The organism is Synechococcus sp. 65AY6A5, assembly GCF_002760415.1.
Taxonomy (GTDB): Bacteria; Cyanobacteriota; Cyanobacteriia; order Thermostichales; family Thermostichaceae; genus Thermostichus.
In genome coordinates this window covers 150,800-165,356 of record NZ_AXUW01000002.1, presented here as the reverse complement: position 1 = coordinate 165,356, position 14,557 = coordinate 150,800, and the positions used below count along the sequence as shown (strand labels likewise).

Below are 14,557 nucleotides of genomic sequence, written 5' to 3'. Positions count from 1 at the left end.
GAGGGCTACCATGATTGAAGCTCTGGAAAGGCTAGCAAAGGAACCTGCCGAAAGCTCTGCAACAGCTTCTCGGAAGATTTGGACTGATGAAGAGTTTATGGCTCTGCCCGATGATGGCAATTGCTATGAAGTTGTCGATGGGAAGCTGATTGCTTTGGGTTCGGCAAGTGCAAGGCATGGATACTATGTAAGTTTGATTCACATCCTCCTAGGTGCCTATGTTCGCAGCCAAAAGATTGGCTTTACTTTTGACTCCGATACTTCGTTTAAGATGAAATCTGGCAATCGCCGCTCCCCAGATTGTTCTTTCTTCTCCAAGGAGCGGCTGCGATCTCTCGGCGGGATCCCCAAGAGCTATATCGAGGGATCCCCAGATTTGGTTGTAGAAGTTCTCTCTGAAGTCAACACAGTGGGAGAGATCCACAATAAAATCGTCGAGTACTTTGAAAATGGATCCCGCCTTGTTTGGCTTATTCATCCCGAAGAAAAGTATGTTTTGGTTTACCGTCAGCCTGAGCCCGCAGCATTGAAGCGGCCAGGAGATATCCTGGAAGGCGAAGAGGTGATCCCTGGGTTTGCCTTGGATTTGTCAGAGTTTTTTGCCGAACCTGAGTTTTAGCTGTTTGCCAAGCTCGCAAGTCTTCCAGGGTTCCGCGGCACCTGGTAAACTGGCGCCAAAAACGGGATCCAATTTCATGAGGCCGGTTTACCTGCAAGTTCTGGAGCGCAACCCCAGACGGCTGCGAATTGCCCTGCAAAGGTTTACCCCTGAGCAACTGGCCTGGCGGGTGGTGGCGGGTTTGGGGCTGTTGGCGCTGGGATCCCAGCTCTGGGGCCGCTCGCCGCTGGTGGGGTTGCTGGCCGTAGCAGCGGGCCTGGGGATTGGGATCCCTTGGGGGCTGGGGCAGATCCTGAGCTTGGATCGGGAGCGGCAGCGAGCGACCCTGACCCGGCTGGGTGGCCCCTGGGGGCTTTGGCGGCAGCAGGTATTCTCTTATCCCCTCGCCCAATTGCAAGGGGTGCGGCTGCAGCGGCTGGGACAGGAGATCTTGGATGAGGAGGCGCGGGAGAGCTTTCAGATCCAAGCTCAGGTGCGGTTGCAGTTTCGCCGCGGCGCTTTTGAACAAAAGCTTGAAGAAAAATTTCAAGAAGAGGTTATTGCTTGCTTCAGCAGCCAATCGGCGATCAAAGAAGGCGAGCCGGAAGCGCTTACCCTGGCACAGCGGCTGGTGGGCTGGATCCAGGACTATCTTAACCTGTGAGGTTCCCTTCTGGGCAATTGCCGAGGTTATATAGAAGTTCGTGAGTTGTTGATTGTGATACTTGGCAATCCTTGGCAAACTGCCGAGAATTGGTGTGGGTTTGAATAGGCACTCTCGCCTATCTTAACAGAATTTTGGCAATGCTAAGCTGTCATGATCATTCCTTGGGAGACCATTGTTGAGGAAGCTTTGGGCAACTGGCCGTGGCTGCTTTTGTGGGCAGCCTGGCTCCTGGCGCTTGTCTTCTGGCAGAGGCGGCGGCCGCATCAGGCCCAGGTTGGTTTTCCCGATGTCATCATGCTGGCGCGGGCGGATACAACGGTGGTGGAGTGTAACGAGGCCTGCCAGAAGGTTTTCGGCAATTGGCAGGGCCGGCGCTGGATCGAGGCCTTGCCGCCAGAGGAGCAAGAGCAGGTGCGGCAGAAGATATCCCAGCTTACTCCTCAGCAGCCTACCTTTGCTTGGGCTCACCCCTTGTTCGATGCGGAAGGAAAGGTGCGGTGGTTTGAGTGGATCAACCAGGGCCTTTTCGACCGGCGGGGCCGCTTGCAGTTTATTCGCGGGGTGGGCCGAGACATTACCGAGAAGAAGCAACTGGAAGAAAATCTGCGCCTGCGGGAAGCCCAACTGAGGGCTCTTCTGGACGCCCTGCCGGCAGCCATAGGGGCCAGGGATCCCCAGGGAGTGCTGATTTTGCAAAATGCCACCGACTGCGCCTGGTATGGCGATCTGCTGGGCACTTCTCTGCAAGAGGCAGCGCAGCAACATCCCCACTGGCTGGAGTACACTGGGCAAGCCTTGTTTGACCTGGAGCGGCAAGGGTTTTCCCGATTGGAGAGCAAGGAAATCATCCAAGGCCAAGAGCGCTACACCTATCGCCTGGCTGTCAAGCTGCAGGATGAGTCCAAAGGTTTGGGATGGCTCGGCATTGTCTTGGATATTACCGAGCAAAAGCGGCTGGAACAACAACTGCGAGAACAACAGGAGCGCTTTCGCGCCTTCCTCGACAACAGCCACGACATTTTGTGTTGGATCGATGCCCAAGGCTTGGTTCATACTCTCAATCGCCCGGTTACCGAGAAAGTCTTGGGTCGTTGTCCTGAGGAGGGAGAACCTATACCTCTGGATTGGGTTCACCCGGAAGATCGCCAGATCGTTGCCGACGCCCTTGAACAACTGAAGGCTCGGCCTGGCGAGACGCTCAGCTTTGTCTATCGGATGCAGCATGCCGATGGCCATTGGGTGTGGTTGGAGAGCCGCTGCACCAATCTTTTGCAGGATCCTGCGCTAGGGGGAATTGTCTGCAGCACCCGCGACATTACCCAGCAAAAAGAGGCAGAACAGGCGCTGCGGGAAAGCGAAGCCCGCTTTCGCGAAATGGCCGAGGCTGTGCCGGTTTCCTTCTTTCTCTATTCTCCAGATCTCAGTCAATTGTTTTATAAAAGCCCTCAGTGCGAGCAGATCTGGGGATACAAGCCGGAGGAGTTTTACCAAAAGCCCGATCTGTGGCGAGAAAAGATTCATCCGGAAGATCTGCCGAGGATTTTGCAAGCCGTACCTCAGGTCATCCAAGGAGAGAAGCCGATTACCTATCGCATCATTCATCGAGATGGCCGGGTGCGCTGGTTGCGGACTTCCTGCCGGCCTATTTTCAATGAACAGCAAGAAGTGATCCGCATTGCCGGCATTACCGAAGATATCACCCAGCAAAAAGAGGCGGAGCTGGCCCTGCAAGAAAGCGAAGCCCGTCTCAAAGCTATCCTCGATGGGATCTCTTTTCCCATCTTTGTTAAAGACCTGCAGGGCCGCTACTTACAGGTCAATCGGGCTTACCTGCAGAAAAAAGGTAAACTTCCAGAAGAAGTTCTCGGCAAAGTCGATGCGGAACTCTTCTCGCCAGAGGAAGCTCTGAAGTTTCGCGAGGAGGATCAAAGGGCAATCCAATCTGCTCATCCCATCAGCTATGAGCACACTGTTTGCCGTGATGGGCAAGAACTGGAAAAGTGGATCACCAAGTTTGCCCTGCGGGATCGGCGAGGGGATCCCTATGCCGTTTGCGGCATTGTGGTAGATATCACCCCCCTCAAACAAGCCCAGGATCTGCTGCTGCAAGAGGCAGAGCGAGAGAGACTCCTGGGATCCCTGCTGCGCCGCATCCGCGAGAACTTGGACTTGCAGCCCCTCTTGCAGACCACGGCGGCGGAAGTGCGAGAGTTTCTCCAGGTGGATCGGGTGATGATCTACCAGTTACAGGACGGCATAGGGGGATGGGTAGCTGCCGAGGCGGTGCTGGATCCCTGGCCCAGCCACTTGGGCCGCTCCGTGTGGGATGCTTGCTTTCGCCAGGATCCCTGCTATCGCAAGTACCAACAGGGCTTTGTGCAGGCCATCGACAATGTGGCGACAGCCAGTTTGGATCCCTGCCATCGGCAACTCTTGGAATCCTTTCAGGCTCAGGCCAACTTGGTGATCCCGATTCGGCGGAGGGAGGATCTCTGGGGCCTCTTGGTGGCGCAGCACTGCCAATCCAGCCACCCGTGGCAGGAGTGGGAAATTGAGCTTTTGCAGAAACTGACCGACCAGTTGGCTGTCGCGTTGCAACAGGCTCAGTTGTACGAGCAGATAAAAGCTCTAAAGCAAACGCTAGAAGAAAAAGTGCGGCAGCGCACTGCGCAGCTAGAGCGGGCTTTGCAATTTGAGGCTCTCCTAAGAAGCATTATCAACCGCGTGCGCGATTCTCTCGACGAAGCTGAGATCCTCAGCGCCGCCGTGCGCGAGCTGGGAGAAAGTCTAGATGCCGATGGCTGCGACATCAGCCTTTACAACGCCGATTTCACCCTTGCCACCATCCGCTACGAGTATTGCCCCCGCTCCGATTCTTATCTGAACCTCTCCATCCCTTTGCAGGGAGGGCCTTACGAAACCGTGTATCGACAATTAACTGCAGGGCAGCCTTGTCTATTTTGCTTCTTAGGGCGAGCCTCGGAAAACCGCCAGGTAGTAATGGCTTGTCCCTTGCTAGATAAAGGCCAAGTGCTGGGGGATCTGTGGATCTTTCGCTCGGCGGCGCGTCCTTTCGACGACCAGGAGATCCGACTTATCCAGCAGGTGGCCAACCAATGTGCCATTGGGCTGCGGCAGGCGCGCCTGTTCCAGGCTGCCCAAGAGCAGGTGCAAGCCCTGGAGCGCCTCAACCGTCTCAAAGACGACTTCATCAGCACCGTCAGCCACGAGCTGCGCACTCCCCTGGCCAGCCTGAAAATGGCCCTGAAAATGCTGCAGATAGCTCGCTCAGAGGAGAAACGAGCGCAATACTTCCTCATTGCCGAGCGGGAGTGCCAGCGGGAGATCGAGCTCATCAACGACCTGCTGGATCTGCAGCGGCTGCAGGCGGGGGCCTATGCGCTGGAGGTGCAAGCCCTCACCTGGCGAGATCTGCTGGGGGATCTGCTGACCGTTACCGAAGAGCGGGCCCGCGCCAAGGGGCAAACTTTCCAAGCCAGCGTTCCCCTGGAGAGCTCCCTCACGACAGATCCCTTGCTGTTGCAACGTATCCTGCGGGAGCTGCTGCACAATGCTGTGAAATACACCCCGGCCCAGGGATCCATCCGCCTACGGGTAGAAACCGAAAACCGCCGCAGCATCGTCGAGGTCAGCAATAGCCAGCCGATCCCCGCCGAGGAGTTGACCCGCATCTTTGAGCGCTTTTACCGCATTCCCAGCAACGATCCTTGGAAGGAAGGGGGCACGGGTCTGGGCTTGGCCTTGGTGAAACAGATGGTGGATCAGTTGCGCGGATCCATCGAGGTGAGCAGCGCCGCCGGCTGGACAACCTTTACGCTTCACCTACCTCATCTGCCCCAACTTTGACACAAAAGGATAGCTTGGTAGCCCCGTACTTGAGTGCGGGGCGGAAAAGCCCTTGAGCCACTTTAGTTGCTTCTTTGTTATAGTTAGTACAGAGCTTCTCCAGGAAAACAACCTACTGCGGTGCAAAACCCGCGCGGCAATAACTAACCTAGAGGAACTTAAGTCCGAAGTAAGCAGAACTTTGAGGTTATGCCTCAAAGGACTGTCTAGGGGCGTCTTGACAGCGCCTTCGCGAGTCCATTTGGGTGGGAGTGTCAAATCCCACGCTGAGGTCTCAGGCTTCTGCCATAGTGGAATTGGTCTTTTGTTGCTCCGTCTCTATGCTCAACTACCCGCCCAGCCATCCGGATCCCACTGTTGTCGACTTCTACCATGGGCAAGCGGTGCCGGATCCCTATCGCTGGCTGGAGGATCTGGATTCTGAGCAGACGCGAGCTTGGATCGAGGCGCAAAACCGCCTAACTTTTGACTACTTGCAGCGGATCCCGGCCCGGCAGCGGCTTCTGGAGCGCCTGAGGCAACTGTGGAACTACGAAAAATACAGCCAGCCCTTCAAAGAGGGCAACCGCTACTTCTACTTCAAAAACGACGGCCTGCAAAACCAGAGCGTTCTCTATACCCAAGAAAGCCTGGAGGGAGAGGCGCGGGTTTTGCTAGATCCCAACACCCTCTCGGAAGACGGCACGGTGGCCCTCTCAGGGATTGCCATCAGCCGCGACGGGCGCTACCTGGCCTATGGTCTCTCCCGCTCCGGCTCCGACTGGCAGGAGTGGAAGGTGCGGGATATCGAAACGGGAGAAGACCTGCCGGATCACCTGCGCTGGATTAAATTCTCCGGGGCCAGCTGGACGCTGGACGGGCAGGGATTTTTCTACAGCCGCTACGACGAGCCGGCCCCTGGCAGCGAGTACGAAAGCGCCAACTACTTCCAAAAACTCTACTACCACCGCCTGGGCACCCCCCAGTCGGAAGATCTCTTGGTCTACCACCGCCCTGACCAAAAAGAGTGGGGCTTTGCCGGCGGGGTTACCGAAGATGGAGACTACCTAATCATCTCCGTCTGGCGGGGCACGGATCCCAAAAACCTCCTCTTCTACAAAGACCTGCGGGATCCCAGCTCGCCGGTGGTGGAGCTTATCCGCGAGTTCCAGGCCGAGTACGCCTTTGTCGGCAACGACGGCTCCCGCTTTTGGCTGTTGACGGACCTCCAGGCTCCCCGGCGGCGACTGGTGGCCATTGATCTCGACAACCCAGGTCAGTTGCAAGAGGTGATCCCCGAAGCCGAGGAGACCCTGCAGGGAGTTAGCCTAATCCACAACCAGTTCGTTGCCTTCTACCTCAAAGACGCCCACACCCAGATCCGGACCTTTGCTTTAGACGGCACCTACCTGGGGGAAATCCCCCTGCCGGGGCTGGGATCCGCCAGCGGCTTTGGCGGCAAGCGCCACGACACCGAGACCTTCTACACCTTCACCAGCTTTACCACTCCCCCCACCATCTACCGCTACGACTTCACCAGCGGCCGCAGCACCCTCTTCCGTCAGCCCCAGGTGGATTTCGATCCCCAGGCCTATGAGGTGCAGCAGGTGTTCTACGCCAGCCAAGACGGCACCCGCATCCCCATGTTCCTTGTCCACCGCCGCGGCCTAGCGCGGACAGGGGATCACCCCACCCTGCTGTACGGCTACGGCGGCTTTGGCATCTCTCTGACCCCCAGCTTTTCGGTGGGCCTGGTGGCCTGGCTGGAGAGGGGAGGGGTTTACGCCCAGCCCAGTTTGCGCGGCGGCGGCGAATACGGGGAAGCCTGGCACCAAGCGGGCACCAAGCTCAACAAGCAAAAGGTCTTCGACGACTTCATTGCCGCGGCTGAGTGGCTCATGGCCAACGGCTACACCAACCCCTCCAAGTTGGCCATCGCCGGCGGCAGCAACGGCGGCCTCTTGGTGGGGGCCTGCCTGACCCAAAGGCCGGATCTCTTTGCAGCAGCCCTCCCCGCCGTGGGGGTGTTCGACATGCTGCGCTTTCATAAGTTCACCATCGGCTGGGCCTGGATCTCCGAGTACGGATCCCCGGAAGACCCGGAGGAATTCAAGGCCCTCTACGCCTACTCCCCCCTGCACAACCTCAAGCCCGGCACCGCCTACCCCGCCACCCTGATCACCACGGCAGATCACGACGACCGGGTGGTGCCCGCCCACAGCTTCAAGTTTGCCGCCGCCCTGCAGGCGGCCCAGGGGGGATCCCAGCCCATCCTCATTCGCATCGACACCAAAGCCGGCCACGGGGCCGGCAAGCCCACTGCCAAGCTCATCGAAGAGACCGCCGACCGCTGGGCCTTCTTGGTGCAGGTGCTGGGGATCCAAGCGGGCTAGCGACTCCGCGCCGGCAACCCCCTAGGCCCCAGGCCCACCCGACCGGCATAGACGGCCGCTTCCCCCAGCTCGTCTTCGATGCGCAGCAGTTGGTTGTACTTGGCGATGCGCTCGCTGCGGCAGAGGGATCCGGTTTTGATCTGGCCGGCGCGGGTGGCCACCGCCAGGTCGGCGATGGTGGTGTCTTCTGTCTCACCGGAGCGGTGGCTGATGAGGGTGCGAAAGCCCGCCTGAACGGCCAGTTGAATGGTCGAGACCGTCTCTGTCAGGGTGCCGATCTGGTTGAGCTTGATCAAAATGGCGTTGGCAGCGCCGCTGTCGATGCCTTTCTGCAGCCGGGCCGGGTTGGTTACAAACAGGTCGTCCCCCACCAGTTGCACCCGGGATCCCAAGCGGGCGGTCATGGCCTGCCAGCCGGCCCAATCTTCTTCCGCCAGCCCGTCTTCCAGGGAGAGGATGGGATAGTTGGCCAGCAGTTGCTCGTAGTAGTTCACCATCTGCTCGGCGCTGCGGGCTTTGCCCTCGAAGTGGTACTGCCCATCCTGCAGCAGCTCGTTGGCCGCCACGTCCAAGGCCAAGGCGATATCCTCCCCTGGCCTGTAGCCCGCCTGTTCAATAGCCGTCATCAATAGATCCAAAGCTGCGGCGTTGGAGTCGAGGTTGGGGGCAAATCCGCCTTCATCCCCCACCCCCGTGGACAGTCCCCTCTGCCGCAGCACTTGTTTTAGGGCTGCAAACACCTCGGCTCCGTAGCGCAGCGCCTCGCGAAAGCTGGGTGCTCCGATGGGCACGATCATAAATTCTTGAGTATCGAGGTTGTTGTCGGCGTGGGCGCCGCCGTTAAGCACATTCATGAGCGGCACTGGCAGCAGGTTGGCAAAGGGTCCACCCAGGTACCTGTACAAAGGCAGGCCCACCGCATTGGCAGCCGCCTTAGCCGTGGCCAAAGAGACCGCCAAGATGGCGTTGGCTCCCAGTTGCGACTTGTTGGGGGTGCCATCCAGATCGATCATCAACTGGTCGATGCGGGCTTGGTTGAGGGCATCTTCCCCTCGCAGCTCCGACTGGATGGGGCCAAGAATGTTTTCCACCGCCCTCAACACGCCCTTGCCGCTGTAGCGCCTGGGATCCCCATCCCGCAGCTCGTGAGCCTCAAAAGTGCCGGTCGAAGCGCCACTGGGCACCTGGGCCAAGCCGGTTGCCCCATTGGCTAGGCCCACCAAAGCTTCTAAGGTCGGCTGCCCCCGGGAGTCGAGGATCTCATGGGCGGTAATCCACTCGATGGCCGTTTCCACAGTTGCACCTCAGCAATTGGCTAGACAGTTCTGGCCGAAGCCAGATTGCCAATAGACTAGTGGATTTTTGCCCCCGGATCCCTTTGGCTTCCGGAAAACTTTAATGGGCACAGGCGGCACAGTTGCTTTCGGTCTGAGCTAGGAACAGGCAGGGAGTAGCTGAGAACATAAAGCCCTATCTCCGTCCACAGCTTCAGATGTCTCGACATCTCCTCTGGGCTCCTTACCCCTTGGCTGGGCCAACTCTGGCTTGATTGAAACTAATCTCAAGAAAAAAGAGATTTTTTATCACTAGCTGCCACGGGATCCCTTGCTTAAACCCGGCCCTTTAGGAACAACTACCGCCTACGAGAGCCGCAGCCTGCGAAGTCAATCCAGCTTTTAACAAAACTTAACCCTAAGTATATTGATATCTTTTCTCAAGAAGCTTAGAGTAGACTACAGCTTAAAGTTGAGATTTACTATCAATAATTGGTTGTATGGCTCGAAAGGATGTGTCCGTGCGGCCAGAGGCAGCTCTGGGGCAAAGTCTCTGGCCTTTTCCTAAAAAAGCTTGTTTAGCAACGCAAAAGGAGCGGGGATGACAGCGACAACATTGAGGGCAAGAAGGGGGATCTAACTTGCAAAAGTAGATCCCCTAGGGGGCGGGCAACGCCCGTTTGACTGATCTTTTTGGCTGCTGGGGGCGCATGTGGCCCATGCAGCGAAAAATGTTTTGCTGTAGCCGAGAACAGCTCCTGGTGCGTATAGCCCAGAGCCTTCTGCCAGCTTCAGAACAGTGGCGAGCGCGCTCACTCTCCTATGCCCTGGCTAAAGATTTAGACACTTCCCCCATACCTCACTCCCTATTTCAGGTGGTAGCGATTCCAACCCAGAAAGTGTCGGTGCCGATGTTGGTTTGCGCCAGCGAGGATGACCCCATTGTGGATCCCGCTTCGCTCGAGAAGTGGGGAAACCACTTAAAGCCAGGGGATCAAATGTGGTTTTGCCCTGGGGGACGACAGTTTTTTCATTATTCTTTTCCAAGTTTGGTCAATCTGAAAATCATGGATTTTTGGCAGGAATTGCGTAAATTTCAGCCCAGCATGGCCTAAGGCGGCTGGAGTTTTGCGGGATGATGGGCATGGCCGCTCATCCCAACAGGAGAGGGGCTCCGTTTGCAGCCCAGGTCGAGCCCCTGACAATAGAAAAACGGGCAGGGGTGGAAGGAGGCCATTGAGCTTCCGGTAAAATTGATTGGTAGAATAGGGCCAGCCCCCGACGTGGATAGGGAAGGGGCGGGCTTAAGTGTGGGATCCGCGACTATGTTCGACAAACTGCTCTTTCCCATCGACAACTCGCGCGAAACTAGCCACGCCCTGCCCTTGGTGGCGGACATAGCGCAGCGCTACAAGAGCCAGGTCTATCTGCTCTCCGTCCTAGACAGCACGGACCTGAGCCCAGAGCAAGCCGAGCAAGCCCGCCAAAGTATCCACAACTTGCTCAAACAGGCTGAGGCTGGCCTCCAGCAGATTGGCATCCAAAATGTCAAGAGCGAGTATCGCGAGGGGAAGGTTCCTTTTGTCATCTGCGACGTGGCGGACGAGCTGGAGATCAGCCTGATCGTGATGGGATCCCGCGGCATCAGCTTGTCTGCCGAGGGACAGAACAACTCCGTCAGCCACCGCGTCATCGACCTCTCCCCTTGCCCGGTGCTGGTGGTGCCTTGAGGAAGGGGATCCCAGCCGACGCCATTCTTGCTGTTTTGTTCTATTCTGTAGAGTGCGTTGAGGCCGGCTCTGGCTGAAGAACCCGAATGTTGCCTTCTGTAACAGCAAGGCGGCTGATATTTGTATTGTCCAAAAGTCTGCAGTACAACGAAGAGCGAGATACAGCTTTTTCCGACTCTGTGAGAATCTTGTGGAGAGGTAGGATCCCTGTCATACAGGAGAAGCATCTGATTTTTATGAGCGTTGGTCAGCGTTGCTGGGAAAAGCTGTAAGCTCCATTGCTATTCACTAGTGCCACCTTTAGGAATCGTCATGGAAAGTCGTGGTTACAACAAGGCCTCCCAGAAGACCTTCGAGGTGATGCGGCATTTCGCAGAAACCTACGCCAAACGTACCGACACTTTTTTCTGCTCTGATCCTACGATTACGACGGCAGTGATCGAAGGCTTGGCTCTCCACAAAGAGCAGTTGGGCGCTCCGCTCTGTCCCTGCCGCTTTTACGAAGACAAAGAGGCGGAAGTGAAAGCCGGCTATTGGAACTGCCCCTGCGTGCCAATGCGCGAGCGCAAAGAATGTCACTGTATGCTCTTCTTAACCCCAGACAACCCCTTTGCCGGCACCAGCCAAACCCTAGAGGAGGTGCCCCTGGAATACCAAACGAAATAATCGGCCAAGTGCCTGTCATTGGAGGGGACGATCGGGCGGGGAGGGGTGACAAAGATCGGTATAGTCAGAGAATAGCTGGGTAGTTGCTATTCGCAGGAGGAGGAAACTCTTTTATGACTCCCTCACTGGCTAACTTTCTCTGGAGCTTGCTGTACGGCGCAGTGGTGCTGGGGCTTCTCTTCGGCGCCATCGTCTTCGTCAGCCAAAGAGATAGGGTGCGTCGTCGCTGAGTCTCCTGCTCGCCAGGGCTTGTCTGCGGATTGCCCACCGCCCTTTATGATCTAAAGCTGATCTGGCGACATCCCGGGAGCGTTGACCCACCCCCTGCACTACTGGCGGCAAAAAAACCGCTACTACCACGAGGATCTGGAGCGGCTGCACCGCTTCTTCGTTCCCCCAGGCCTGCGCATTCTGGAAATCGGCTCCGGCACCGGATCCCTGCTCAACGCTTTGCAGCCCAGTTTTGGGGTGGGGATTGACTGGGACGCAGAGATTGTTGCCCAGGCGCAGAGGCAGTTTCCCCATCTTCACTTTCGGGTGCAGGATGCCCACACGCTGGACAAGCAGGATCCCATCTTAGCGGAGCCTTTTGACGTTATTTTGCTCGTCAACACCTTGGGCTACCTGGCAGACGTTCAGCAGGTTCTTGAGCGGCTGCGCCGTTTTTGTACCCCGCGCACTCGCCTGATCCTCTCGTACCACAACCCCCTCTGGGAGCCGCTGCTAAGCCTGGCGACCGTCCTCAAGCAGCGCATGCCCCTGCCGGCAGCCAACTGGCTCTCGGCAGGCGATGTGGCCAATTTGCTGCACCTAGCAGGGTACGAGGTCATTCAGCAGGGCAAGCGGCTGTTGTTGCCGCGGCGGATCCCACTGCTTTCGACGCTGATTAACCGCTTCATTGCCCCCTTGCCCGGGATCAACGCCCTTTGTCTAACGGAATACACGATCGCCCGCCCCCAGCCCGATCCCGCCTGGGATCCCCCCCTTGAGGAGCAACCTTCTTGCACAGTGGTGATCCCAGCCCGCAACGAGGCGGGCAACATCCGCCGCTGTGTGCAGCAGTTGCCAGAGATGGGATCCCGCACCGAGATCATTTTTGTAGAGGGGCATTCCAGCGACGACACCTGGGCTGAGATCCAGCGGGTTCAGGACGAATACCAGGGGATCCGCACCATCCAGGCTCTCCGGCAAGAGGGCAAAGGCAAGGGAGATGCGGTGCGCAAGGGGTTTGCCGCGGCCAGCGGCGATGTGCTGATCATTCTCGACGCCGACTTGACTGTCCAGGCGGAAGAGCTCCCCAAGTTTTTCCGCGCGGTGGCCTCCGGGCGGTGCGACTTTGCCAACGGCTGCCGCCTCGTCTATCCCCTGAAACCAGAAGCGATGCCGCGCCTCAACCAGTGGGCCAATCGTTTTTTTGCCGCTCTCCTCTCCCACATTCTCGGCATCCGCATCAAAGATTCCCTCTGCGGCACCAAGGCCCTGTGGCGGGAGGACTATTGGCAGATTGCCAAGCTGCGGCAAGAATGGGGGGATTTTGACCCGTTTGGGGATTTCGACCTGTTGTTGGGGGCGGCCAAGCGCACCCTCAAGATCCTGGACATCCCGGTGCGCTACTTCCCCAGAACCTATGGGCGCTCCAACATCCAACATGTGCGGGACGGGCTGCGGCTGCTGCAGATCTGCGCTTTTGCCCTCAGCCGCTTCAAGGGATCCTGAGCCCTAACCCCTTCAACACGGTTTTGATCCAGACGGGCCGCTTCCCCATCCGGATCCCTGCCCAGCCTCCCAGAAGTTGTTACAATAGTTAGCCATTGAAAAATGCATGGATCAGCCCTGAGAAAAACCGCCACAGGAAAAAGCAATGGGGGAATCCGTGTTGAGCAGGCTCGGCCAATGGATCTCAAGTACTCCCCTACGCTCCCTCGATCGAGCCTATGAAGCTGCCCTGCGCATCAAAGCCATCGAAGACCGCTACTTTCAGGGGGGATCCATCGGCAGCAACGGAAACCACGGCCAAAACACCAGCCGCTACTTTCAGATCCAATTGCGCCAGGAATTGCGTCAAATTGATCTTAGTTTAGCGGAGTTCAGGGCCAGTAGCGTTTTTTCTCGCCTGCCGGATCCCGAGCAAAATGGCAGCGGCCCTCCCTTCTCTTCCGACAAAGATCAGGCCAAAGAGGCCCCCGTCGGCCCTTCTGAAAACGACGGTAAAGACGCTGAAAATGGCCGGCAAAGTCGGGATCCCTCGATTTTGGAAAAGCTGGAGTTTATCGATCAGGTGACCTCGCGCTACAAGCGCCCCGCTGCTCAACCCAGGTCCACCTCCCCTCCGCCCAAGTCTCAAGAGCAACCAGAGCCACTGACCTCAAGCCAGCCGGAGCCCTCCGATCCCTCCATCAAGACCAATCTTGCTAAGACAAACCTCGACAACAGCAATGCCCCGGTTGCCTCTAAAACGGCCCTCCTGCCTCGCTCCATCCTGCGTACGGCCAACCAGATCCGCCGTGAGCTGAGTTCGCAGGCAGAAGAAGAGCTGCTCCAGGAGTATCGCGGCCAACGCACGCGCACACTGGTGGCAGTTCGGTTTTTGTTGCTGCTGGCCATTTTGCCGCTGCTTGTCCAGATTTTCTCGAAACACTTCCTGTTCGGGCCGTTGGTGGATCGCTTTCAGCCGCGGGAGCCCACCATCCTGGCTCTGAGCTACGAATTTCAAGAAAAGGCTCTCTCCGAGTTTGAGTTTTTCAAGGAAAAAATAGAGTTTGAGCGGGCTTTACACCACCAATCTCCAGAGCTCGACCTGGAATCCGAAGACCAACTGTCCAAGAAGGCAGAGGAGTTGCTGCAAAAATACAGCCGTAAGAATTTGGAAGGCCTCAAGAACGTCCTTGCCGACGTGCTATCGCTGCTGGTGTTTGGCTGGCTGATCTTCATCGGGCGCGAGGAAATTGAAGTTCTCAAGTCTTTTTTGGATCGCCTGATCTATGGCCTCAGCGACAGTGCCAAGGCTTTCATTATTATTCTCTTCACAGATGTGTTCGTCGGCTACCACTCTCCCCATGGCTGGGAGGTGCTGCTGAGCAGCTTAGCTGCCCACCTGGGTCTGCCAGAAAACCGCAATTTTATCTACGGCTTTATTGCCACTTTTCCGGTTTTCCTCGATACACTCTTTAAGTACTGGATCTTCCGCTACTTGAACCGCGTATCGCCGTCGGCGGTGGCCACCTACCACGCCATGAACGATTGAGGGTTTGCAGTTGCCTTCATCGAGAATCCAGGCCGCTGCCGCCACCATCCACAACCTCAGGGGGAGTTCCCCTCACCCCCGGCCCCTCTCCCTCTGGGAGAAGGGAGCTGGGGATCGACCTAACGAGTTGTTTCGTTGC

Annotated in this window: 11 protein-coding genes; 10 read left to right on the top strand and 1 reads right to left on the bottom strand. The window is 57.4% G+C overall.

The window, feature by feature from the left end; all coding sequences use genetic code 11:
- Positions 1 to 10 precede the first annotated feature (10 nt).
- From SYN65AY6A5_RS12510 to SYN65AY6A5_RS12495, 4 genes are all read left to right on the top strand, one after another.
- Positions 11 to 619: a Uma2 family endonuclease gene (locus SYN65AY6A5_RS12510; RefSeq protein WP_099812772.1), complete on the top strand. Its 609-nt coding sequence runs from the start codon at positions 11 to 13 to the stop codon at positions 617 to 619.
- 76 nt (positions 620 to 695) lie between these two features.
- Complete coding sequence (locus SYN65AY6A5_RS12505; protein ID WP_099812771.1) at positions 696 to 1,262, top strand: hypothetical protein; 567 nt, start codon at positions 696 to 698, stop codon at positions 1,260 to 1,262.
- Between the two features lie 153 nt (positions 1,263 to 1,415).
- Positions 1,416 to 5,132: a PAS domain S-box protein gene (locus SYN65AY6A5_RS12500; protein WP_240531058.1), complete on the top strand. Its 3,717-nt coding sequence runs from the start codon at positions 1,416 to 1,418 to the stop codon at positions 5,130 to 5,132.
- Positions 5,133 to 5,452: 320 nt separating this feature from the next.
- Positions 5,453 to 7,504, top strand: a complete 2,052-nt coding sequence (locus SYN65AY6A5_RS12495; protein WP_099812770.1) for a prolyl oligopeptidase family serine peptidase — start codon at positions 5,453 to 5,455, stop codon at positions 7,502 to 7,504.
- Here SYN65AY6A5_RS12495 and eno read toward each other — a convergent pair.
- Positions 7,501 to 8,799 carry a phosphopyruvate hydratase gene (gene eno, locus SYN65AY6A5_RS12490; RefSeq protein WP_099812769.1) on the bottom strand — a complete coding sequence of 433 codons (1,299 nt, stop codon included), beginning with the start codon at positions 8,797 to 8,799 and terminating at the stop codon, positions 7,501 to 7,503. The genes SYN65AY6A5_RS12495 and eno overlap by 4 nt on opposite strands.
- 659 nt (positions 8,800 to 9,458) lie before the next feature.
- On the opposite strand from eno, the gene SYN65AY6A5_RS12485 reads away from it, so the two are divergent.
- The 6 genes from SYN65AY6A5_RS12485 to pxcA all read left to right on the top strand — a co-directional run bounded on the left by SYN65AY6A5_RS12485 (position 9,459) and on the right by pxcA (position 14,418).
- Positions 9,459 to 9,893 (top strand): alpha/beta hydrolase, encoded by a 435-nt coding sequence (locus SYN65AY6A5_RS12485; RefSeq protein WP_240527803.1) that lies wholly within the window; start codon positions 9,459 to 9,461, stop codon positions 9,891 to 9,893.
- Between the two features lie 210 nt (positions 9,894 to 10,103).
- Positions 10,104 to 10,508 carry a universal stress protein gene (locus SYN65AY6A5_RS12480; RefSeq protein WP_099812768.1) on the top strand — a complete coding sequence of 135 codons (405 nt, stop codon included), beginning with the start codon at positions 10,104 to 10,106 and terminating at the stop codon, positions 10,506 to 10,508.
- A gap of 312 nt (positions 10,509 to 10,820) precedes the next feature.
- Positions 10,821 to 11,174: a ferredoxin-thioredoxin reductase catalytic domain-containing protein gene (locus SYN65AY6A5_RS12475; RefSeq protein WP_099812767.1), complete on the top strand. Its 354-nt coding sequence runs from the start codon at positions 10,821 to 10,823 to the stop codon at positions 11,172 to 11,174.
- A gap of 113 nt (positions 11,175 to 11,287) precedes the next feature.
- Positions 11,288 to 11,404 (top strand): photosystem II reaction center X protein, encoded by a 117-nt coding sequence (locus SYN65AY6A5_RS12470; RefSeq protein ID WP_011431350.1) that lies wholly within the window; start codon positions 11,288 to 11,290, stop codon positions 11,402 to 11,404.
- A gap of 82 nt (positions 11,405 to 11,486) precedes the next feature.
- A complete protein-coding gene (locus SYN65AY6A5_RS12465) occupies positions 11,487 to 12,890 on the top strand; it encodes a glycosyltransferase (protein ID WP_099812766.1) in 1,404 nt (467 codons plus the stop codon).
- 157 nt (positions 12,891 to 13,047) lie between these two features.
- On the top strand, positions 13,048 to 14,418 hold the full coding sequence (gene pxcA / locus SYN65AY6A5_RS12460) for a proton extrusion protein PcxA (protein WP_240527802.1): 1,371 nt from the start codon (positions 13,048 to 13,050) through the stop codon (positions 14,416 to 14,418).
- Positions 14,419 to 14,557: the final 139 nt, after the last annotated feature.

Excerpts from the sequence above, each read along its gene's own strand:
- SYN65AY6A5_RS12510 (WP_099812772.1), top strand. The coding sequence starts at position 11 with ATGATTGAAGCTCTGGAAAGGCTAGCAAAGGAACCTGCCGAAAGCTCT.
- SYN65AY6A5_RS12505 (WP_099812771.1), top strand. The coding sequence starts at position 696 with ATGAGGCCGGTTTACCTGCAAGTTCTGGAGCGCAACCCCAGACGGCTG.
- SYN65AY6A5_RS12500 (WP_240531058.1), top strand. The coding sequence starts at position 1,416 with ATGATCATTCCTTGGGAGACCATTGTTGAGGAAGCTTTGGGCAACTGG.
- SYN65AY6A5_RS12495 (WP_099812770.1), top strand. The coding sequence starts at position 5,453 with ATGCTCAACTACCCGCCCAGCCATCCGGATCCCACTGTTGTCGACTTC.
- SYN65AY6A5_RS12480 (WP_099812768.1), top strand. The coding sequence starts at position 10,104 with ATGTTCGACAAACTGCTCTTTCCCATCGACAACTCGCGCGAAACTAGC.
- SYN65AY6A5_RS12475 (WP_099812767.1), top strand. The coding sequence starts at position 10,821 with ATGGAAAGTCGTGGTTACAACAAGGCCTCCCAGAAGACCTTCGAGGTG.
- SYN65AY6A5_RS12470 (WP_011431350.1), top strand. The coding sequence starts at position 11,288 with ATGACTCCCTCACTGGCTAACTTTCTCTGGAGCTTGCTGTACGGCGCA.